We start from the raw sequence: 20,527 nt of genomic DNA, 5'->3' as shown, positions 1-20,527 counted from the left end.
TATAAACAGAGTCTATAGAGTCTACACCCTCCCTTATCTTCCAAGCTAAAATGCTTGCTGGACTTAGCACCTTATCACTGAAATACAATTTGAGTGATGGTTGCTGCAGGATCGTTGGACCAGATTCCTCCCCTGCTCTTAATAAGGAAAATATTCATTTTTTTAAGATTATTCTCATAATAGTTTACTAAAATAATACTGTCAAGTGATAAACTTTTTTGTTAGATATAGTGATCAACTTTCCCTGTTATGTTTTGCCTACAAAACCCTTTTGGATCAATGTTTCAACGTGCATCTAAATTTGGCTGGGCAGGGAAGCATTTTTCGGTTCAGCCACTTTTCTTTTTTTTAAAAACTTAAAAGCTCTTTTCCAGCTCGTCCACAATCGTACCAATATGGGCGATTGCCTGTTTGATGACGTCGGTTGTGCTCATGTCGAGTCCTGCCATTTTGTATAGGTCAAAGCCGCCCAATGTTCCCCCACGCTTCAAGACTTCTGTCCACTGCTCGCCGACGGAAACCCCTTCCTCCTTGATCCGGTTTGCTACGACAGTGGAAGCGGATGTGCCAATCGAGTAGGTGAACGGATAAAGGCCCATATAATAATGCGGCTGGCGCATCCACGTCAGTTTCGCGCTTTCATCGATCTCGACCGTTTCCCCCCAGAACTCCGATAAAATCGCGCCTTTCGTGTCGCTGATGACACTTGTCGTCAACGGAATCTCCTGGTCTGCCATTTTATACAGCCTTCTCAACAATTCGGCTTCTAGAATATGGGTAACGCAATTATGGTGGTAGCTCATCATCAAGTACATATTCAGCCAGCGGTGCAGCCTTGGGTCATCTCGGTTTTCCCGCAGGTACTGGACAATTAAATGTTCGACCAAGGTGGACGGCGCCTCAACAAATAACAGAGACCCGCCATTGTTGATGAATTTCTGGTTTTGCGCGGCTAGCGTAAGGTGGATGGCGTGTCCGAGCTCGTGGCCGAGGAGAATCACATCGAACAGATTGCCTCCCCATGGGTAAAATGAATAGCCATGGACACCATGGACGCCGCCTCCGAAGGCGATCATTCTCCGTCCGACATTATCTCCTCTGTATACCCAGCGGTCCGTGAACACCTTCCGCATCAGGTCCTGGTATTCAGGCCCGAGCACCCCGACGGCTTCAACAATGATTTCCCCTGCCTCTTCATAGCTGATGGGCGGATCAAAATCAGGGTCGAGCGGTGCTTTAACATCCGAGAAAAGCAGCTTATCAAGGCCAAGCTGGCGTTTCCTTATGCGCGCATACCTTTGCATATGCGGGGCAAGCTCCTGCTGGAACGTATCGAGCACATCTTCAAAATAGCCGCGGGGAATGCCATCCCCTGAATAAAAGTTGTTGTCCGCCGGCGAGTCATAGTGAAGCAGGTAATCCATCGTAGTTGGATACTGGCGGAGTTTTGCAATCGCCACATTTTTATGTATTTCATTCGTCAGCGTTTGTGCAAGGCCGTGCTGATAGTTCTTCAAACCATTTGAGAGCGACTGATACGCATTCCGGCGCAGCACTGTATCCGGCGACGTTTCGACCTGGGTCATGTACATGAAAAGCGAAACAGGCACTTCTTTTCCATCCTTGTCCTTCACCGGCTCGAACTTCAGGTCTGACGCTGTAATCGTTAAATACGTTGAATTCGGTGCATTCAAGGTACGTCCAAGAGTAGACAGCAAATTTTCCATTTCCGGCTTTAGCGAGTGTTCCCGCAGGTTATCAATTTTCTCGAGGAACCGGTCATACGTGTGCAGGCCGCTTTCCTCTTCTTTATAGGTTTGCAGAGTATCTTTCGGCAGCTGCAAAAATTGGTTCACGACCACCGTACTGAGGCTGTACGACTTTTTTCCAAGAGACTGCGAACGCCCAAGCCTGCGCTGATTCTCAGGGTCGGTCCCATCCTCGGAATATTTGTAAAAAGCGTAGCTAGACACCCTGCTAAACTTTTCCATTAAGCCGTCGTATTGTTCAAGCAAATCCCGGGTGGCTTTCGCGCTATCAAGGGTGATGTTGCGTTCAAGCATCCCGTCCAAGTCTTTTCCAACCTGGATATACGCCTTTTCCCAGTCCTTATCCGATGCAAAAATCGGCGTCAAATCCCATGTTTCCTCCACTGGCACATCTTTACGTGTAATCATACTCATTGTAAACTCCCCTTTTTTATAGAGTACTTAATATTCTGATAATATCATTTTTAAAAGTCGGTAGATATATGACTTTACCTTAAAAGGGAGATTTAAGTTTACAAGTTGGAGTTGAACAAACGATGGGCCCTTTTAACCAAGCTAGAAGCTGGTCATTCAGGCATTAAAAAAAACGATGACTGAATGCCCGAACAGCCCTGAGCGTTCTTTATAGTGATGCTTTGTGGAAAGTAAGCACCCGTTTCTTTAAGTACAATACTTCGCAATCTACTTTATTAATGAAACCAAATCGTCGATGTCCTGTTAAAGAAGCATCGCCTATTTGAATTTGACGGTAGGGACTAAATAAATATTTATTAAAAAAGCACAATTCCTTGTACTAGAATTGCGCCCGATGATTAAAAAATTTTTGAATACTAAAAGTTACCTTTTATAAATATCGATAGATGAAAACCATTCTAAAAAATGTTGATACGGATAATATGTAGTTCCTTTCAATTCGACTTTTGGTGCATCAGGAAATTTGCTTAGCAGTTCGTTTACTTCTTCTTTACTTAACCCTAAATAAAGATACAAATCCCTTTCTTTTATTAATGTGGGGTACCCAGAGAAACTCCCTTTTGAATTATTAAAGTTCTTTAATCCATCTCCTATAAAATAGCCCAAAAATGCTAATCCTGCACCTACCCAGAAAAAACTTATATCCATATGTATTATCCCCTTCCTATTTACCGATTGTAAAAATAAGGCGACTGCTTATTATGCAGTCGTATCCCCGCTGGTTCAAAATGTCAGTTGGTCTGTCACATAAATTATCATTATTGGACTGTCAACTTTTTTTACCATCTCTCTTATTCTTTTTAACACTCTTAAATAGATAGAAAACACCAATTAAAAAAACTAATACTACCACTACCGAAATAGCACCAAATTGTAAAAGGGCCTTAGCTATTGCTGATAAGAAATTCATTTCATCCCCCTTAAAAATTGTACTATAAGTAAAATCATACTACATAAAACTAAGATGAATTGTTAAGTTTTCCTAAACTAGCCTACCCAGTTTAATTAGGATTTCAACAGAGAAGAGTGATTAATCCGCATTAAAGTGAAAGTAATGCGTCAACCTTGTTGACAAAATATTTTTCTGCTATTAAAAACTAACTTGACGATATTTAAAGAGTGTGAGCAAATGGTTAAATTGTTAGCGGGAGCAAAAATAAATGGCCCTATTGAATTCGGAATTCAATAGAGCCATTTTATTTACAGTTTTAAAATGGACGTAATTAAACGCTCACAAGATGTTCTCAAAAGTGTCATCAAAAACATTCTCTTGTACACTATTAAAATTATACGTCCAGGTTCCTGACGTAAATGGCATTTTCCTCAATAAACTGGCGTCGGGGCTCAACCTTTTCACCCATCAATAAATCACAAACCTCATCCGCTTCTTTGGCATCATCCAAACTTACCTTGAGCAATGTTCTTGTCTCCGGGTTCATGGTGGTGTCCCACAATTGTTCCGGATTCATTTCGCCAAGGCCCTTATACCGCTGCAGGTTGGGTTTTGGGGAACTTGGCAGCATTGCCAGTGCTTTTTCCAATTCAACGTCATTGTAGGCATACTGAATTTTCTTTCCTTGTTGAATTTTATATAACGGAGGCTGTGCGATATAAATATATCCGCTTTCAATTGTCAGCCTCATGAATCGGTAGAAAAATGTAAGCATAAGGGTGCGGATATGGGCACCGTCGACGTCCGCATCGGTCATGATGACAATTTTATGATACCGCGCCTTCGTGATATCAAATGAATCCCCTATTCCTCCGCCAATCGCCTTAATAAGAGTTCCTATTTCAGCATTTTGCAAAATTCGGTCCATCCCGGCTTTTTCGACATTCAAAATTTTTCCCCTTAGTGGCAGGACGGCTTGAAAATGGCGGTCACGCCCACCCTTTGCCGATCCCCCGGCAGAATTACCTTCTACGATATATAATTCACTAATGGACGGATCTTTTGATGTACAGTCTGCAAGCTTGCCCGGAAGTGTTGATATTTCCAAAGCACTTTTTCTTCTTGTTAATTCACGTGCCCGCTTTGCGGCAATCCTCGCTTTTGAAGCAACAGTGCATTTCTCAATGATCTTTTTTGCTACTGAAGGATTTTCGAGCAAAAACAGTTCAAGCCTTTCCGAAAGAATGGTATCAGCGGCATTTTTTACTTCGGAGTTTCCAAGCTTCGTTTTTGTTTGCCCCTCGAATTGCGGATTAGGGTGCTTGACCGAAATAACTGCAGTTAGCCCTTCCCTAACATCCTCTCCGGAAAAATTGCTTTCATTCTCTTTAATGGCACCTGATTTCCTTGCGTACTCATTAATCGTTCGCGTTAAGGCTGTCTTAAAACCAACCTCATGCGTGCCGCCTTCATGTGTATGAATGTTATTTGCGAATGAGTATAACGTTTCTTTATACCCTTCGTTATACTGAAGAGCGATTTCCAGGGATATCCCTTTATGGTGGCCTTCTATGAAAATCGGTTCTTCATGAAGGACAGTTTGCTTATCATTTAGATGCTCGACATAGGATTTTATCCCACCTTCATAGTAGTATTCATCCTTGTTGTCTTCTCCGCGCTTGTCAAATATGGAGAACTTGACCCCCTTGTTCAGGAAAGCCAGCTCACGTAACCTTGTTGATAAAATTTCATAATCATACTCAAGTGTTTCTGTAAAAATTTCGCCATCAGGTGCAAAATGAATGGTCGTGCCTATATGGTCTGTTTCACCAACCACGATTAATTCTCCTTGCGGGACCCCGCGGACGAATTTTTGGTAATGGATCTTTCGGTCCCGGTGCACATATACCTCCAATAACGAAGATAATGCATTCACGACGGACGCGCCTACACCATGCAGCCCGCCAGATACTTTATATCCTCCGCCTCCGAACTTTCCCCCGGCATGGAGCACAGTCAGAATAACCTCTACCGCGGGCCTTCCTTCCTTCTCCAGGATTCCAACCGGGATTCCCCGGCCATTATCTGTAACCGTTATACTATTGTCTTCTTCTATTACGACGTTAATTTCATTGCAATATCCGGCAAGTGCTTCATCTACACTATTGTCTAAAATTTCCCAAACAAGATGATGGAGGCCTCTGCCGGATGTGGAACCAATGTACATACCCGGCCGCTTGCGAACAGCTTCAAGACCTTCCAAAACTTGTATCTGACTGGCATCATATGCCTGCTCTTGAACTCCTACCTGTGCCATTTAATTAATCTCCTTCACTATCCGTCTTTATAACAATAAAAACAGACATATTGTCAACAAGGTTGACTATTTAAATGTAAAGAAAAACCCCCTCATTGTCAACTTCATTGACATTAAGGAGGTTAACTTTTATTCGATTTAACTCTTAAAAGGTTTGTGGGATATTTATGTTAAAAATAGTATGTGGCCTTTCATTGCAAATGCCGTAGTTTATCGGGATTAGCAACCGTGTAAATCGTCTGAATTCGATTGCCGTTAAAGGCAAAGGTGTACACATATTTTAGGTGGTCATCGGTTGTTAATATAACTCCCGGAAGCCCGTTTACTGTAGTAAAAGTGATGGTGAACTTTCCTATATACATTTTCAATAAATTTTGAAGCAATTGGATTACACTGGCGGCACCGAAAATAGGGATCCCGGCGGCCTTTACTTTTCCGCCGCCATCTGTATACATTGCTACATCTTCACTAATCAGATCCAATAATTGATTTACATTGCCATTCAAAAGAGACTGGACAAATTCTTTTACTGTCGATTCCGCGATGGAAATTGAAGGTTGTTTCTTAGGTTGAAAGTCCATGCTTTTTTTTGCACGGTGAAAAATTTGCCGGCAATTTGCATTGCTTTTTCCAAGAATTTCAGCTATTTCATCATACGAGTATTGGAAGACATCACGAAGTAAAAAGACGGCTCTTTCCGTTGCATTTAGCTGTTGTAATAATAGTAAGTATGCGATTGAGAGGGACTCTTGCTGCAAGAAGACTTGTGAAGGATCGTTTGGTGAATTCTGTATTTCAAACAGTGGTTCTGGAAGCCACGGGCCGACATATACCTCACGCTTTTTTGCGGATGACCGTATTAAGTCCAGACAGCGATTGGTGACGATTTTACATAGATACGCTTTTTTGTTTTCAATCTGTTCGCGGTTAGGAAGCTGCTCAAAGGTTATAAACGCTTCCTGGACAATATCCTCTGAATCCATTACGCTGCCTAGCATACGGTAGGCTAAGGAAAAAAGCAGAGGTTGATAGGCTCGATAAAGTCCTTCCATACTCATATTTTGATTTCCTCTCTCGTATTTAGTAAATGTGAAACGGCCCGTTTAGCACTAGCTACGGATGCATCAACGACCAGTTCCCCGTGCGAGGCCCAGTCACCGGCAACATATAAACCGTCAATTTCAGGAACAGTAGGGCCTGGATTATCGATTCTTTTTATATGAGGAAAATCGTGGGCAACGGTCATTTTCGGCAAAAACTGTTTTGTTACTAATTCATCCCGCCAGCCGGGTTGAACTACATCCAACACTTGCTCCAACTCATCCTCATCCTTCGCTGCATCTGTTTGTGGCCCCTGATATTTAAAAAGTGAGACCAGTTTTGTCCCATCATCACTCATGATAGCTGGCCTTGGTTTTCCCTCCCGTGTTTGATGCGTAAGGAATATTGGTTGATCCAATCCATAGATAAATTGGTGCTCATGTATAGGCAGACGGCGCAATCCAACATCCAGACAGGCAACCGTAGCAGGAATCGCCTGCTTGTTCCACGTGCCAAGCGCTGTTTGATCCGCGTAGGGAACTAGTTTGTGAGAAATGGAGGGTGGTGTAGTTAGTATAACATTCTCTGCTTCTATCCTATTGCTACCCTCACATAAAATCGAGTGTACTTTTTGATCTTGATGTTCGACTGCAGCCACTTTACAACCGGTGACCAGCTCCACACCTTGTTGGACAGCAAGCTGACGCAGTTCTTCTACGAGTGTTCCCCAGCCTTTATCAAGATACAAGACTCCTTTTAGTGCACGCTGCAGCTGCTTTAAGGCAGGGCCTGCGGCGTGTAATTCAGGTGCAAGTAAATAAGTGGATGTTCGAAGCAGTGCATAGAACACGTTGCGGAGCATTGGATCATATAATTGAGTTTCAATCCAATCGCGGATACTGATCTGATTCCAAACGCTTGTATCCATTTTTCCTATTTTCATGAACCATTTAGCAAGTTCGAGCTTTCCTCCTAAACTGAGGAGTGGCGTTTGAAAAAAGGAGGATGTGTTCGTGGGTATTGGCAATAATTGTCCTTTCCACATCCCGTAGGCATCAATAGATGGGCTGCTTCCCTCAAGACGCAAGCCGAGTTCGCGGAATGCTTCATATGCTTCCCCTTTATACAGTGCATGCGCGCCCAAATTAAAATATACCCCCTGCTTTTTGTTTGTGATGGCCCTGCCCCCCAATAGTTTTTGCTGTTCCAATACAATGGTTCGTTTCCCTGCTTTTGCCGCATAGATTGAACTCATTAAACCCGCAATTCCCCCGCCTACAATAGCCACTTCATATTTTGTCATTGATATCATCCTTTCGATCATTTACAAACATAACGGATGAGTGAATGATTTTGTGACAAAAAAAAGCAACCAGAAATATCTGGCTGATTCGAACGGTGCAGGTTAGTGAAAAAAATTTTTATAATTTTCAAAAAAAGTATTGAAAATGCCATCAAATAGGTTTATATTTAATATAACCTTTAGGTTATATGTCTGGAAGGAGGGAATGAAAATGCCAGATGTCTATCGAGCTTTAGGTGATCCTACTCGCCGTCGCATTTTAAGCATGCTTAAACAAGGAAGCAAAACCCAAAAGGAGATAGTTGAAGCATTCGATATCTCTCAACCAGCCATTAAGAAGCATCTAAATATTCTGTTGGAGGAAAAGATTATTTCAGAGAGATTAAAAGGGAAGTATCGTATCTATTCGCTAAATCCCAACTCTCTCAAAATAGCTTACCAGGATATGCTTCATTACATCGGAGAACTGCTCGATGATCAGCTCGTAAGTCTAAAAGATTATGTTGAAAGAGGAGAGATTCGAGATGAACAAGATTAAGGATTCCGTCAAAAGAGAAATCGTTATTAATGCCACTTTAATGGAAGTATGGGATGCTTTGACTAAACCTGAGCATTTAAACCGTTGGTACACAAAACATGCGGAAATAGATTTTTCTGTAGGTGGAAGAGGTTACATGAATCATGGTTGGGGAGCAACAACGGAAGGAATATTCACTGAAATTGATCCGATGAAACGTTTTGTTATCCAAAGTATAGATGGTGATTTTACTACTATTACTTCTTTAATGGAAGTTGAAAATGGAGTTAAGGTGAGTATTGAATATCAAGCTTCCTTTTTGAGTGAAATGTCTCAAGCTATTAAAGAAAATATGTTGTTTGGTACAGGTCAATTTTTAGAGAATCTGAAGAGTGTCTATGAAACAGGTGAAGATTTTCGTCCAAAGTTGTGGAAAGGATGGATTGGTATTACACACACAACTAACGAAGGGGCTATAGGCACAAAAGTATTAAAGGTAAAAGAAGGTTCAGTAGCTGCAGCTGCTGGGATTGAACCTGAAGACATAATAAAGGAAATCGATCATGAAGAAATCGTTGGGTATGAATCATTTGAAAGAGCGTTAAACAAAAAAGCTGTTAATCAGACTGTTACCTTAACCATAGAAAGAAAAAGTGAAAAATTACAATTAAGCTGCCTTGTGGATGCTTATCCTGTTCCTTATTAACATACCATGAAGACCGTAGTTAAACTTTTTTTCTCAAGAAACGGGTGCGTTAATCTAAGGATTAACGCTTTTTTGTTGATGTTATTAAGCTAACATGTCAGGCTAGTTCAATAAAAATTCAATAAGTATCCGGAATAGACTGATTTTTGTCTATAATTGTGGAAAATGGAGGTGTTTTGATGGCATATCTATTTATTGCAATTGTAGTATTAGTGGTCGGAACTATAATTTTCAAGATGATAAGAAAAAGAAAATTACCGAGTAACAACTATACTCCTTTCGATGATATAACAACGGGGAAAGTTGATAAAGAATAGAGTTTAGCTGCCATTAAGACAGCTTTTTTCTTCGACTAACGGGGCAGGTTAGCTTAACAGCAAAATCACTCCATCTGTAAGTTAAGTGTTCCATTTTCAATACCCTCTCCTATTGCTTGTACATATAAATGATCGTGAAGGTATGACTTATTAATGTTCCAAGTTAAGGTAAAGGAGTTATCTTGTTCATCAGTTTTTAAATCATAGCCGATTAACTTTCTCTGATTCCAGTTCTCGGTTCCCGTTGGGATTAACCAGAACAAAACGGTTTCCGTATTATTAGCTTGTACGTTAAATGTGATGTTCTTTGTCCCTTTCGGTATTTCAACCCAGTTTTCTATTACAGGGAAATTGGAAGAAATACTTACTATTTCAGGAGCAGATGGCTTAATGGGTTGAACATAGGTTAAAAGAGCTAAAGACAGAAATATTTTCATAACTGACATGAATTCACCTCAAAGTATTAATATGTACCTATAAGAGGTTAGTATGAGGAAGATATTGAACTCTACCGGGGAGGTTAAGAAGAATATTGATAAATGTGATGGTTTTTAAATAATTGGGAAGTTGATTTAACAAGTAATGCTAAAATGGAATTAAATAGGCTTTCTGCATTTAGCAAAAAAAAAATTGTTAAGGAGGGGTAATTTGCAAAAATGTAAAAACTGCAATTCACCATTTAGCTGGAGTAAAATTACTAAATCGATTGGGTGGTTATATAAACCAATTGAATGTGACAACTGTGGTACTAAACATAAGATAACCATTTTGGGGAGATGGACAGTTGCAGCCCTCTGTACTTTACCAATTTTAATATTTTATTTTTTCCTTTCTTCTTTCAATAACGACTATGTAACCATTGGTATAGTACTTCTTATATACAGTGTTATTTTATTGTTCGCTCCGTTTGTTGTTCGATACAAAAAGGAATTTTGACGAATTATACCTAAGCTAACATGTGCTTTAATTCCAAAAAGGATTAAGGCATCTTTTTTTAAATTCTTTATTAAACAAACGGGGCAGGATAGTTGAACAAGGATAAAACTCTAAATGTATATTTGACATAAATTGTGAAAACAAATTTTGATGAAATATTTATTATAAAAAATGTACTTGAAGCATATTATTTGAGAAAAATTTCTATAGTGTTAAAATACTATTAAATCAAATATCTCGAATTCGATATAGTCTGGTTAATAATTAATTCCTAGGAAGAAATATAAAATGAAAGATCTCTATTCACGTATTTCAAAGGAAGATGCTGCGGTTCTGAAAAGAAGAACAGCTAAAAGTAACAAGGTATATAAATTAGTTTAAAGGAAGAATTGGTTGCAATAGTTACAGGTTCTGCTCAAGGATTAGGTAAAGGAATTGCTTAATTATGGTGTAAAAATTCCTTCCTGAATAAAAAAGATTTTTACCTAATAAAAATGTTGTTTACTATAAGCTAGTTGTCCGTTGAACCAGGGAGGATTAACTGATAGATTAATTACATTCTACAGATATATAAAGGAGTAGATTATTATGAAACTACAAGACAAAGTTAGTATTGTAACTGGTGGTGGATCTGGTTTAGGACGATCAATGTGCCTCAACCTTGCTAAAGAAGGCTCAAAAGTAGTCGTAGCAGATATGAATTTAGAGAATGCTGAAGAAACCGTAAAAATGATTAAAGATAACGGTGGAGAAGCAATAAGTGTTGAAATTGATGTAGTGAATACCACACAGATTGAGAACATGGTAAAAACTGTAATAGACCAATTTGGTTCAATTGATATATTATGTAACAATGCTGGTATCCCTGGTACGGGTGTGAAAACTGCTGAAGTATCTGATGAAGCCTGGCATAAAGTTATAAACGTTGATTTAACAAGTATGTTTCTCGTATCCAAAAGGGTAATTCCACAAATGTTGAAACAAGGAAAAGGTGTAATCATTAATACATCTTCTGCTTCTGGTTTAATTGCAAGTGAAGCAGGCATTGAATATACTACTGCAAAACATGGCGTCGTTGGACTTACTAAACAATTGGCGTTTGATTATGGGCATGAAGGGATTAGAGTAGTGGCTATTGCACCTGGTGTTATCGAAACACCACTTACAATTAAAGTAGGTGCGACGGGGCCTGAAGGTATCCTCCATGATTTAACGATGAAAGCTCCAGCAGGACGTTATGGAAAACCTGATGATATTGGTAAAGTAGTAGCATTTTTAGCAAGTGACGATGCTGACTTTATACACGGTCATACAATACCTATAGAAGGTGGATCATCCATTCGTTGATCACAAATAAATAAATACCCCCTATTATTCACATTACACGTGAATAATAGGGGGTATTTTGTTATTGTTTTCCTATTACCATTCAGTTATTTTTCTTGAATTAGGCAGACATACCACCATCAACCGGTAACGTAACTCCTGTAATGAATGAAGATTCTTCAGACGCTAAAAATAAAACAGCATTGACGACATCACTAGTTTCAGCATAACGGCCTAAAGGGATAGACTCAGCGAACAATTTTCGTGCTTCTTCTGGATTTTCGCTATTTGTTCTCGCTTCTGTCTTACGCATCATCTGGGTATTTGCAGGCGATGGACCAACAGCATTAATACGGATATTTTTAGAAGCATATTCAATAGCTGCAGTTCCAGTTAATCCTACGATGGCAAACTTTGAAGCGTTATATGCCGCTGTATTTGGCATAGCCTTTAACCCACCAATTGACGAAGTATTAATAATTGAACCATAGCCCTGTTTTTCCATCACTTGTAAAACATATTTTAATCCCAAAAACGCCCCTCTTAGGTTTACATTAATAACAGTATCAAAGGCATCTACTGGATAATCTGCTGTTGGTACAATAGCTCCTCCAACGCCAGCGTTATTAAAGAAAACGTCAATTTTCCCAAATGTATCGACTGAACGATTCACATAATTTTGTACAGCTTCTTGATTCGAAACATCAGCTGGTACTAATAAATAATCCCCTTCTTTTAAATCCAGTTTTTCTACAGTATCTTGTAATTGATCTTCTTTTAGATCAACTAATACGAGTTTTGCCCCTTCTTGTGCAAATTGTTTAGCTGCTTCAGAACCAATTCCACCTGCCGCTCCTGTAATTACAACTACTTTATCTTCAAATCTACCCATATAACTGTAACTCCTTTTCTAAAATATTTTTAATTAAAGAATTTTTACTTACGAGTAAATGATAAGGCTTTCAAACGTTGGTTGTCAAATTAAATGCCCTTAATATTCAGTAAAATATTAAGAGTTATTATTATTCAAGTATAGGGTGCGATGGTCCAAGAAGGATTCTCGCACTTTTTAGTTGAATTCGTTATTCAACAAACGGTGTAGGTTAGTGAAGTAGTTGCTTTCTATTCATTTGTATCGTAACATAAGATATAATCTTAAAATACGATGTAAGGGCTGGTAATATGGATAAGGAAATCGTAATATTAAATCATCTTTGGACGGACATTTACTATCAGTTACGTTATAATCACCAAGAAAAAATTACTCACCAAGGTATTCGCATCCTACAAGTTATTGAAAAAGAGGACGAAGTAGGAATAAAAGATATTGCTAGTGCGATTCAGGTGTCCCATAACACAGCTTCAGAGCATATTAAACGCTTATTGGAAAAAAAGTATGTATTTAAAACTCGTAGTAACAAGGATGAGCGAAAGGTTATTCTAAGGCTTTCCGAATTAGGAGTAAATGTACTACATCGTCATTCAAGTTTAGATGAAGAAAAACTAAAACAAATTCTATTCGAACAAATGAGCGATGAAGAAAGGAAACTTATCTTAGAAGCATTTACATTACTAAGGGAGAGAGCAAAAGATGTTCGCAATAGTTAAAATCCTTATCTCAGCAATAATAATTGGCGTTATTACAGAATTTTCACGGAGGTATCCCGAACAAGGTGGAATCATTGCCGCTTTACCAATTGTCAGCCTTTTAAGTATCCTATGGCTATATGCTCAAGGCGAACAGATAGACAAAATAAGTAAGTTTGCTATGGGTGTTGTATGGGGGCTTCCTGGAACAGTAGTTATGTTGTTAATCATAGGACTAGCACTGAAATATTCCATTCATTTATTTGCTTCATTAGGTCTTGGAATCGGAGGTTGGCTAATCTTCTATTTTGCTCAAGACTTCATAGTGAAACATCTTTATAACTAATTTGAGAAGTTTGTGAATAAATGTACTTAAACTATAGGGTGCTAATGTTTAATACCCTAAAAAATAATGATAAGCCGAACTTATGCGGCATTCATTTCTTGCATATGGTCGGCTTTTTGGAATGCAAAAAAAATACTGTCATAAACGACATTTTTTATTTGCCATTTTCAGTATACGGATCTGCAATTGCAGGTACATACAGCGCCTGCCCTTCTTTATTTTTAAAAATATAGTAAGGCTGCATTACTTGTCTTGAAGTAAAGGGTTGTTGTTCATGATAGGCTATTTCAATATCTGTTATGACGAATTGGTCAACATTGCCATCGAACTTCGGAACACCATATTCATATATATACAGGTGAAGCCATTTTCCCTTTTTTAACTCCTCTATTGCTTCATTTAGTGAACGTGTTGGATAATCACTCTCCTCAATGATTGGCCTTCTTCTTCCTTCGATATAACTAACTCGCCCTTCGGTATCAAAACCGACTCTTAACGGTTTGTCTACATACACTTTGTACCCATTAATATATCGATAAAAAGTAACCGTCCAACTCCCGTCATTGTGTTGAACTGTTGATGGGTTTGAATCAGGCATTATTAATTTTCCAAGAACCTCTTTCGCCTTTTTTTCTATATCCTTTTGTTGAGGATGATCAATTTTTTCAGTAAGCGGATCTATGCCTGCAAAGTATATCCCTGAATAGGAGGGGTGATAATCTAAAACTTCGTGGTATGGGGTAAAGGATTTAAGAAGTTCTTTATGATGTGATGGGTAGCTGCCTTGCATATAAACAGGGAGCTCTTTTGGAATGCTTGGAAGCTCAGTATCAACTTTAAACTGTTTTATAGATACATTAATATTTTGAGGGATGTGTTTTAGCTCCCCAAATGCAGCCCTTTCTAATTTTCTTGGTTTATCGGTTGCCCAGAATTCCCCTTCTTCGGGAAAAGCCCGATCCGATTGCTCGCCCCATTCTTCAGGAGACCATATACATGGCTTGCATCTTAAGATAGGCTTTTCTCTTATTTTATTCATGTGTGTCTTTCCGGTATTAACAACTTTTTTTGTCTTCGGTTCATCTGCTTTGGATTCACAGCTTGAAAGAATGAAAGATAACATTATCATCATAAGCCCCATTTTCCTTATGACGCCCACTATACCCACATCCTTTAATAAATTTTGCTTACTTAATATACGTACGAAGCAAATTAAAAATTTCAATTTGGTTTGCTTTTTTCTTTGTCTTTTTAAAAAAATACACCCAAAAATTGTCAAATAACGGAAGGTTTTAAAAAAAAATCTAATTCCTCGTATGTTTACTAGGAATTAGACTAATGATCTTCAATATTAACATTTCTCTTATATAAATTTTGTCTCATCCTTAGGATTTGCCAACAGCGTTTTTTCGAGTTCGAGCCTCATTTTCTCGGTTTCGATAAGATAGTTTTCGTGCTTGAGCTTTTCCAGTTCCAGCTGGTCTTTCACCATACTGGCTGTTAGTTGTGACTGTTTTCGAATATGGCTTGTAATTATAGCAGTGATTGGGATACTAAATATCATAATAACAGGAACTAATATTATAATAGCAACAATAGTACCGCTCATGGCAAATCCTCCTTTTTATTGAAATATATGTACAATTAAAATAGTTACAAACTTTTCTGAAAACTTATATTGAAATTTCTGAAATGATGTCAATCCATTATAGAAAGAATTTTTGATGTTGCTCCAGAAAATTCGAACAAATCTTTGAAGAACTTCTAACCTTCGAAAAAAAAATACTTGTAGTTTTAATAGAATAGTATAAGAATGAAAATCTCAGAGCCCTTTCATACTCTGAGATTTTTCGCACCGATATTACAGCTAAAATGTGAGTTGTAATCTTTTCTATTTTTTATCCGACATGCGCTGCAATTTTCACTTCAAAACCGTCATTGGATTTTCCGATGCGTTTTTTATTTATCCTTTACATCGATTAGCTTAAAACGCTCACATACCAACATCATATCTTCTGAAAATTGAAGTCCTATTTTACTTAACTCCTCTGTAAAGAATCTTATGTGAGTTTCTTTCCAGTATTGATATGTTTTATCTCCTTCACCTTCAGCAATAGCGAATTCCTCTGGAACCTCATTCATTGGCGTTATTTTCACATCTACTGTTTTAATAATCGCCAAAGGCTCGTTTTTGCTGTTTAGAACAATACTATAGTCCTCAACAGAAGGCAGTGGCGCGTTTTCGAGTTCATAAAAAATGAGTCCAGAACAAGTGGCTGTTTTTACCCCATCTATTACTAAATGAGCCAAATAGTCTGGATTGTCCCCAAATTGCCACGCACTAACTGACCTTGGTTTTTCTTGGCCCCGGGACTCCCAGTATTCTTTCCAATATAGTTTTGATGATTCGTTCATTCTATTCTCTCCCTAATTTCTTAAGCGCAGAAAATTTTTATTCAAGAAAAAACGCCTAATTCCTCCGCATTTTCAGCTGGGAATTAGACTAATGATCTTTAATATTAGCATTTTGCTTATATAAATTTTGTCTCATCTTTAGGATTTGCCAATATTGTTTTTTCGAGTTCTAGCCTCATTTTCTCTGTTTCAAGAAGATAGTTTTGGTGTTTAAGTTTTTCTAACTCCAGCTGGTCTTTTACCATACTGGCTGTTATTTTTGACTGCTTTTGAATATGGCTTGTAATAATACCGATGATCGGAATCCCAAATATCATAATAACCGCAATAGTCCCTGTCATGGCCGCCCCTCCTTATAAGTGGAAAACATGTACTTCTAAGTAAAATAATAGCAAACTTTTCTGAAAACTGATAATCAAATTTTGAGAAATGATGTCATTTCCTTAATTGTTTTACCTTATTTCGTTCCATTTAAAGGCTTGAGCGGAGGGTGAAAGAATGGGCATTTTTATTGTCATGAACTCCTTTGGTGTTCCTTTATTAAATTCATAAAATTTTTAGCGTGTGTGGAGACATAATGATTTTCCAGCCAAATAACCCCTATGGAAGAGGACATATTTTCATTGCTCATTGGGATTGTACAAAGACTATCGATCCCATAGACATCCAACACAGATTCAGGGATTATCGTGGACCCCATTCCTCCCTTCACCAATTCCATTAATAATTTCATATCCGAACACTCCGCAATATGATTAAGTTCAAGGTTTTGCTTAGTAAATGCTTCAAGAATTGTATTGTAAATGCCCAGACCCTCAGTGCTTGGAATGATAAGAGGAACTTGAGAAATTTCTTCAAGTGAAATAGCGGTTGTTTCCTTATTTGTTACATAGTAAAAGGGCTCATTTTTTACATGTTGGTAAGTAAAACCACGATGTTCAAGTGGCAGACGTACAAATGCGATTTCAATTGACCTCGTTTTTACCATTTCAGCCAAATAAAACGAATCATTTTGAACAATTTTTAACGTTACAAGTGGATACTTTTTGTGGAAGGATTGGACGATATCCGAAAATCCTGAAAGAGATAAAGTATTGATTCCTATCGTTAATACCCCTATTTTCCCTTCCTCGGTTTCCTGTATTTCACGTTTTATTTCTTCCAGGCTGTTCACAACATTCAGGGCTCTTGTATAAAGTACAGTGCCTTTATCAGTTAATTCCATACTTTTGCCGCTTCGTTCGAACAATTTAACCCCCAGCTCATCCTCCAATTGTTTCAACTGAATGCTTAATGGCGGCTGGGTCATGTGTAGCCGTGCGGCGGCAGCTGTTAAGTTCTTTTCCTCGGCAATTGCAATGAAATACCGCAATTGTTTAATGTCCATATCCTTCTCCTTCTATATGAAAAATGTTTAGTTTCTATTCGAATTATATATTTTTAAAATAGTAAGGTCCATGCTATGATTACACTCATGTTCATTTTTAACGTCAAGCAGGAAGGTGATTCATTTGGAGCGTTTTTTTAAATTTAATCAATATGGTACATCAATTGGAAAGGAAATTTCCGCTGGTCTTATTTCATATATAACTGTAGCTTACATTATTATTGTGAATGCGATGATTTTGGCGCAAGCAGGAATTCCTATGGAGGCAGGAATTATTGCAACCATATTAACCAGTTTTTTTGGTTGTTTAATCGCCGGCTTATGGAGTAATACCCCTCTCATTCTCATTCCGGGGATGGGGATTAATGCGATGTTTACTTTTACAATTGTCCAGTCTGGAGGATTTACCTGGCAGGAAGCGTTGGCGATCGTGTTTGTTTCCGGTCTGATTTTTGTTGTGATTGCCTTTACTCCAACGGCGAAGATTATTAGTGCCTCTATTCCTAATTCCTTAAAAGAAGCCATAACCATCGGTATAGGGATCCTATTGATTTTAATCGGTTTTGAAAATGCCGGCATTATTACGAAATCTGACCACACGCTGCTAGCAATTGGAGATTTAAGCAGCCCCACAGTCCTCATAACATTTGCTGGTTTGATTATTACGATTTTATTATTTGTAAAAAGTGTTCCAGGTAACCTGTTAATCAGTATAGCTATCACATCGTTTTTAACAATTTGGCTTGGAGGATCTTCCATAAAGGGCGTTTCCCTTTCACTGCCATCCTTTAATGAATACTTCGGCGTGTTTGGCCAACTATCTTGGGCACAAGCAGGGAATATCGTGTTCTGGCTAACGTCCATCTCTTTTGCAATGGTCATTGTGTTTGAAAATATTGGCTTAATACATGGACATAGCAAAATGCTAAACCGCCCTGAAAGCAGCAAGAAATCTCTGCAAGCAACAGCTGTTTCCGTTTTATCTTCCGGAATCTTCGGTACGAGTCCTACAGTAGCCTCTGTTGAAGCGGCAGCAGGAATTGCAGCTGGCGGAAGAACAGGGTTAACTAGCATTGTGACTGGCTTTATGTTCCTTCTTTCTATCTTGTTTATACCAGTGATTAAAATGGTTCCAGCTAGCGCGGTATCGCCAATTCTTATCTTAATAGGGCTTCTCATGTTGCAAAACATTGCCCAAATCTCAATGGATGACTTAACAGAGAGTATTCCGGCACTGTTAATCATTGTTTTGATTCCTTTGACATATAGCATTGCCGATGGAATGGCAATTGGCTTTATTCTCTATCCACTGTTTAAGTTCTTAATGGGGAAAGGGAAGGAAATTCACCCTGTCCTATATATGATTGCGATTCTGTTTATTAGCAATTTTGTTATACAGTATGTTTTTTAAGCGGAAAAGCAAAAGCCTTAAAACTTAAATTTACAGATAAAAATATAAGGTTAAATGACATTGACTAGCACCGCATTTGCGGTGCTTATTGTTTTTTTGAAAATAAAATAGCCCAGCTCCTTAAGTGAACTAAGCTATCCCAGATTTTATTTAATTTTGTTTAACTAAAGTACCCGTTTGTTCAACAAGAAGGTCAATAAAACCTTCTTGTTAATCTCTATTTTAATGGGTTTTCCAATTCCTCAGATTGAAGAACTAACGCAGTTAATCCCTTTTCACTTCCGCTAATATGTCCTTCACCTTTATACCAAAATACTCCTTGACCACTTTTTACCGTTATTCTTATTTTGTCTTCTCCTTCAACCCATCCCTCGCCTTCTACCACTAAGAAAAGCTGGGGTACGGGTGCTTTATGGTATCCAACAACTCCGCCTTGCTCTATGTTAATAAAACCTATATTAGTAGGTGTTTCTGTTTTCATTAACTTTGAATAGAAAGCAGATACAGAGTTATAATTACCAATTTCTTGAGCTATCTCTTTTCCAAACTTAAAAAATTCCATATATGTACCTCCGAAATCTTTGTTTTCTTTATTTTACCTTTTGTCTTTACTTTTCGGAACTCTTATTCAACTAACCTGCCCGTTCAATAAGGAATTCAACAAAAAGGCTGCTAATCCCACCTAATCAACGCACCCGTAGATTTAATTAAATTCCGTAAACTAAACTGTATTCTGATTTTAAAAGGTCTTATGAGTATCCTTTGGTAAAGCTCCTAGTTCATATAGAATAGCAGCATCGCTATTTTCACACCACAAATCTTTGACTTTTCCCTCTTTAAATAGGAATATCATAATACCAGTTTCCTTTACACGCTGATTTTCCGAAGGAATATTAAACCAGCCTCCCTTATAAGTCATCCAGCCTGTATATCGAACAACTAACTTATTACCTTGCTCTATCAAATCGTCTATTACCCATTGATCATCTTGGAATACTTGCCTGTACCATTTCATAAATTCTTTCATATCTTCTTTTGTATTGTCAGTATTTCTTGAGTGAAAAACAAAGTCTGAATCAGTAAGTTGATCTAAAACATCAAGATTACCCCTAGTAAAGTATTCATTGAACCAAATTTCAACAGTTTTGCTTTTCTCGATATTAATCATATTATTCCTCCTCAACATTGACAGTTTACTTAGAAACAAGTTAATTTTCTTATTCAACTATACTGCCCCTTTAGCTCAATAAGGAATTCAACAAAAGGTGCCTTAATCCTTCTTGGATCAAAGCACCCGTTTGTTGAATAAGAAATTCCAATAATTTTAACCATTAAAGAAGCTTTTACCCTTTACTTAATTTTCTCCGTTCGAATATTAAACAAACAATATATATCACCAACAATGTCATCGAAACATTGATTGATATTTCATAACCTGTCTTAAATAAATCGGAGTTCCAGTGTCCAAAATGATCTTCACCAAAAACGTAATATGCCAACCAGTTGGAAACTGAAAAGCCATCCCTTTCAGGGTATGGAATTAAGCTGTTATTATAGTTCTGTGCTAATGCAGTATTAAAGACCAATGATGTTATTAATAAAACAAGTGTTGATTTAGATTTACTATCCTTTTTATCTAAAATCCTTTGAAGAAAGTAAAACAATAAAATAGCGGGTAATAAGAATTTTATTAGAATGATTAGCATTTATTTCCTCCTACTATTTATACATCAAAACTCAAACTGATAACCTTCCATTCGTTATTTTCAAATTTAAAAGTTAA

24 protein-coding genes and 1 riboswitch are annotated in these 20,527 nt (G+C 37.9%); of the genes, 8 read left to right on the top strand and 16 right to left on the bottom strand.

From position 1 onward, the window contains the following. Positions 1–30: 30 nt before the first annotated feature. A riboswitch (SAM riboswitch) is annotated at positions 31–148 on the bottom strand. Positions 149–356: 208 nt separating this feature from the next. The 6 genes from RB160_RS22335 to RB160_RS22310 form a co-directional block, all read right to left on the bottom strand. Then, entirely contained in the window at positions 357–2,183 is a 1,827-nt protein-coding gene (locus tag RB160_RS22335; protein WP_316572671.1) for a M3 family metallopeptidase, read from the bottom strand. Between the two features lie 423 nt (positions 2,184–2,606). After that, positions 2,607–2,891 carry a DNA-binding protein gene (locus tag RB160_RS22330; RefSeq protein ID WP_316572669.1) on the bottom strand — a complete coding sequence of 95 codons (285 nt, stop codon included), beginning with the start codon at positions 2,889–2,891 and terminating at the stop codon, positions 2,607–2,609. A gap of 121 nt (positions 2,892–3,012) precedes the next feature. After that, entirely contained in the window at positions 3,013–3,153 is a 141-nt protein-coding gene (locus tag RB160_RS22325) for a hypothetical protein (RefSeq protein ID WP_316572666.1), read from the bottom strand. Positions 3,154–3,529: 376 nt separating this feature from the next. Beyond that, on the bottom strand, positions 3,530–5,452 hold the full coding sequence (gene gyrB / locus RB160_RS22320) for a DNA topoisomerase (ATP-hydrolyzing) subunit B (RefSeq protein ID WP_316572664.1): 1,923 nt from the start codon (positions 5,450–5,452) through the stop codon (positions 3,530–3,532). Between the two features lie 191 nt (positions 5,453–5,643). Next, positions 5,644–6,510: an RNA polymerase sigma-70 factor gene (locus RB160_RS22315; protein ID WP_316572662.1), complete on the bottom strand. Its 867-nt coding sequence runs from the start codon at positions 6,508–6,510 to the stop codon at positions 5,644–5,646. Beyond that, positions 6,507–7,796, bottom strand: a complete 1,290-nt coding sequence (locus RB160_RS22310) for a phytoene desaturase family protein (protein ID WP_316572660.1) — start codon at positions 7,794–7,796, stop codon at positions 6,507–6,509. The genes RB160_RS22315 and RB160_RS22310 overlap by 4 nt, the downstream gene beginning before the upstream one ends. 211 nt (positions 7,797–8,007) lie before the next feature. On the opposite strand from RB160_RS22310, the gene RB160_RS22305 reads away from it, so the two are divergent. From RB160_RS22305 to RB160_RS22295, 3 genes are all read left to right on the top strand, one after another. Then, the gene (locus tag RB160_RS22305) at positions 8,008–8,334 is read left to right on the top strand and encodes a metalloregulator ArsR/SmtB family transcription factor (protein ID WP_316572658.1); all 327 of its coding nucleotides are present in this window, start codon (positions 8,008–8,010) and stop codon (positions 8,332–8,334) included. After that, positions 8,321–9,019, top strand: coding sequence for an SRPBCC domain-containing protein (locus tag RB160_RS22300; RefSeq protein WP_316572655.1), 699 nt, complete (start codon positions 8,321–8,323; stop codon positions 9,017–9,019). The genes RB160_RS22305 and RB160_RS22300 overlap by 14 nt, the downstream gene beginning before the upstream one ends. 179 nt (positions 9,020–9,198) lie before the next feature. Then, positions 9,199–9,336 (top strand): DUF3951 domain-containing protein, encoded by a 138-nt coding sequence (locus RB160_RS22295; protein WP_316572653.1) that lies wholly within the window; start codon positions 9,199–9,201, stop codon positions 9,334–9,336. A gap of 65 nt (positions 9,337–9,401) precedes the next feature. Here RB160_RS22295 and RB160_RS22290 read toward each other — a convergent pair whose 3' ends face one another. Next, positions 9,402–9,782 carry a hypothetical protein gene (locus RB160_RS22290; RefSeq protein WP_316572651.1) on the bottom strand — a complete coding sequence of 127 codons (381 nt, stop codon included), beginning with the start codon at positions 9,780–9,782 and terminating at the stop codon, positions 9,402–9,404. Positions 9,783–9,966: 184 nt separating this feature from the next. Here RB160_RS22290 and RB160_RS24080 point away from each other — a divergent pair, with 184 nt between their 5' ends. Beyond that, positions 9,967–10,272: a TIGR04104 family putative zinc finger protein gene (locus RB160_RS24080; RefSeq protein ID WP_396954762.1), complete on the top strand. Its 306-nt coding sequence runs from the start codon at positions 9,967–9,969 to the stop codon at positions 10,270–10,272. 588 nt (positions 10,273–10,860) lie between these two features. Next, complete coding sequence (locus RB160_RS22285) at positions 10,861–11,619, top strand: SDR family NAD(P)-dependent oxidoreductase (RefSeq protein ID WP_316572650.1); 759 nt, start codon at positions 10,861–10,863, stop codon at positions 11,617–11,619. 100 nt (positions 11,620–11,719) lie between these two features. Here RB160_RS22285 and RB160_RS22280 read toward each other — a convergent pair whose 3' ends face one another. Further along, on the bottom strand, positions 11,720–12,490 hold the full coding sequence (locus RB160_RS22280) for an SDR family NAD(P)-dependent oxidoreductase (RefSeq protein WP_316572647.1): 771 nt from the start codon (positions 12,488–12,490) through the stop codon (positions 11,720–11,722). Between the two features lie 290 nt (positions 12,491–12,780). On the opposite strand from RB160_RS22280, the gene RB160_RS22275 reads away from it, so the two are divergent. Both RB160_RS22275 and RB160_RS22270 read left to right on the top strand, forming a co-directional pair. Then, complete coding sequence (locus tag RB160_RS22275) at positions 12,781–13,206, top strand: MarR family winged helix-turn-helix transcriptional regulator (protein WP_316572646.1); 426 nt, start codon at positions 12,781–12,783, stop codon at positions 13,204–13,206. Continuing rightward, positions 13,190–13,531, top strand: coding sequence for a DUF3147 family protein (locus RB160_RS22270; RefSeq protein ID WP_316572645.1), 342 nt, complete (start codon positions 13,190–13,192; stop codon positions 13,529–13,531). The genes RB160_RS22275 and RB160_RS22270 overlap by 17 nt, the downstream gene beginning before the upstream one ends. A 154-nt stretch (positions 13,532–13,685) precedes the next feature. Here RB160_RS22270 and RB160_RS22265 read toward each other — a convergent pair whose 3' ends face one another. The 5 genes from RB160_RS22265 to RB160_RS22245 form a co-directional block, all read right to left on the bottom strand. Continuing rightward, positions 13,686–14,690 carry a hypothetical protein gene (locus RB160_RS22265; protein WP_316572644.1) on the bottom strand — a complete coding sequence of 335 codons (1,005 nt, stop codon included), beginning with the start codon at positions 14,688–14,690 and terminating at the stop codon, positions 13,686–13,688. Positions 14,691–14,894: 204 nt separating this feature from the next. Continuing rightward, positions 14,895–15,140 (bottom strand): hypothetical protein, encoded by a 246-nt coding sequence (locus RB160_RS22260; protein ID WP_316572642.1) that lies wholly within the window; start codon positions 15,138–15,140, stop codon positions 14,895–14,897. Between the two features lie 350 nt (positions 15,141–15,490). After that, complete coding sequence (locus RB160_RS22255; protein WP_316572640.1) at positions 15,491–15,946, bottom strand: ASCH domain-containing protein; 456 nt, start codon at positions 15,944–15,946, stop codon at positions 15,491–15,493. 116 nt (positions 15,947–16,062) lie between these two features. Continuing rightward, positions 16,063–16,287, bottom strand: coding sequence for a hypothetical protein (locus tag RB160_RS22250; RefSeq protein WP_316572638.1), 225 nt, complete (start codon positions 16,285–16,287; stop codon positions 16,063–16,065). A gap of 173 nt (positions 16,288–16,460) precedes the next feature. Next, on the bottom strand, positions 16,461–17,333 hold the full coding sequence (locus tag RB160_RS22245) for a LysR family transcriptional regulator (RefSeq protein ID WP_316572635.1): 873 nt from the start codon (positions 17,331–17,333) through the stop codon (positions 16,461–16,463). Between the two features lie 124 nt (positions 17,334–17,457). On the opposite strand from RB160_RS22245, the gene RB160_RS22240 reads away from it, so the two are divergent. Beyond that, positions 17,458–18,744, top strand: a complete 1,287-nt coding sequence (locus RB160_RS22240; protein ID WP_316572633.1) for an NCS2 family permease — start codon at positions 17,458–17,460, stop codon at positions 18,742–18,744. Between the two features lie 217 nt (positions 18,745–18,961). Here the strand turns inward: RB160_RS22240 and RB160_RS22235 are convergent, their stop codons facing one another. From RB160_RS22235 to RB160_RS22225, 3 genes are all read right to left on the bottom strand, one after another. After that, on the bottom strand, positions 18,962–19,306 hold the full coding sequence (locus RB160_RS22235; RefSeq protein WP_316572631.1) for a cupin domain-containing protein: 345 nt from the start codon (positions 19,304–19,306) through the stop codon (positions 18,962–18,964). 177 nt (positions 19,307–19,483) lie between these two features. Then, complete coding sequence (locus tag RB160_RS22230; RefSeq protein ID WP_316572629.1) at positions 19,484–19,912, bottom strand: ester cyclase; 429 nt, start codon at positions 19,910–19,912, stop codon at positions 19,484–19,486. 175 nt (positions 19,913–20,087) lie between these two features. Continuing rightward, a complete protein-coding gene (locus RB160_RS22225) occupies positions 20,088–20,450 on the bottom strand; it encodes a hypothetical protein (RefSeq protein WP_316572626.1) in 363 nt (120 codons plus the stop codon). Between the last annotated feature and the right edge of the window lie 77 nt (positions 20,451–20,527).

The organism is Neobacillus sp. YIM B06451, assembly GCF_032667185.1.
Lineage (GTDB): Bacteria > Bacillota > Bacilli > Bacillales > Cytobacillaceae > Bacillus_D.
The sequence above is the reverse complement of the archived record's forward strand: the minus strand, read 5'-3'. Positions and strand labels throughout refer to the sequence as shown.

Coding starts and splice junctions, on each gene's coding strand:
- RB160_RS22270 (WP_316572645.1), top strand. CDS start 13,190: ATGTTCGCAATAGTTAAAATCCTTATCTCAGCAATAATAATTGGCGTT.
- RB160_RS22245 (WP_316572635.1), bottom strand. CDS start 17,333: ATGGACATTAAACAATTGCGGTATTTCATTGCAATTGCCGAGGAAAAG.
- RB160_RS22255 (WP_316572640.1), bottom strand. CDS start 15,946: ATGAACGAATCATCAAAACTATATTGGAAAGAATACTGGGAGTCCCGG.
- RB160_RS22290 (WP_316572651.1), bottom strand. CDS start 9,782: ATGTCAGTTATGAAAATATTTCTGTCTTTAGCTCTTTTAACCTATGTT.
- RB160_RS22230 (WP_316572629.1), bottom strand. CDS start 19,912: ATGATTAATATCGAGAAAAGCAAAACTGTTGAAATTTGGTTCAATGAA.
- RB160_RS22295 (WP_316572653.1), top strand. CDS start 9,199: ATGGCATATCTATTTATTGCAATTGTAGTATTAGTGGTCGGAACTATA.
- RB160_RS22330 (WP_316572669.1), bottom strand. CDS start 2,891: ATGGATATAAGTTTTTTCTGGGTAGGTGCAGGATTAGCATTTTTGGGC.
- RB160_RS22250 (WP_316572638.1), bottom strand. CDS start 16,287: ATGACAGGGACTATTGCGGTTATTATGATATTTGGGATTCCGATCATC.
- RB160_RS22300 (WP_316572655.1), top strand. CDS start 8,321: ATGAACAAGATTAAGGATTCCGTCAAAAGAGAAATCGTTATTAATGCC.
- RB160_RS22225 (WP_316572626.1), bottom strand. CDS start 20,450: ATGCTAATCATTCTAATAAAATTCTTATTACCCGCTATTTTATTGTTT.
- RB160_RS22325 (WP_316572666.1), bottom strand. CDS start 3,153: ATGAATTTCTTATCAGCAATAGCTAAGGCCCTTTTACAATTTGGTGCT.
- RB160_RS22305 (WP_316572658.1), top strand. CDS start 8,008: ATGCCAGATGTCTATCGAGCTTTAGGTGATCCTACTCGCCGTCGCATT.
- RB160_RS22310 (WP_316572660.1), bottom strand. CDS start 7,796: ATGACAAAATATGAAGTGGCTATTGTAGGCGGGGGAATTGCGGGTTTA.
- RB160_RS22280 (WP_316572647.1), bottom strand. CDS start 12,490: ATGGGTAGATTTGAAGATAAAGTAGTTGTAATTACAGGAGCGGCAGGT.
- RB160_RS22315 (WP_316572662.1), bottom strand. CDS start 6,510: ATGAGTATGGAAGGACTTTATCGAGCCTATCAACCTCTGCTTTTTTCC.
- RB160_RS22235 (WP_316572631.1), bottom strand. CDS start 19,306: ATGGAATTTTTTAAGTTTGGAAAAGAGATAGCTCAAGAAATTGGTAAT.
- RB160_RS22285 (WP_316572650.1), top strand. CDS start 10,861: ATGAAACTACAAGACAAAGTTAGTATTGTAACTGGTGGTGGATCTGGT.
- RB160_RS22275 (WP_316572646.1), top strand. CDS start 12,781: ATGGATAAGGAAATCGTAATATTAAATCATCTTTGGACGGACATTTAC.
- gyrB (WP_316572664.1), bottom strand. CDS start 5,452: ATGGCACAGGTAGGAGTTCAAGAGCAGGCATATGATGCCAGTCAGATA.
- RB160_RS22260 (WP_316572642.1), bottom strand. CDS start 15,140: ATGAGCGGTACTATTGTTGCTATTATAATATTAGTTCCTGTTATTATG.
- RB160_RS22335 (WP_316572671.1), bottom strand. CDS start 2,183: ATGAGTATGATTACACGTAAAGATGTGCCAGTGGAGGAAACATGGGAT.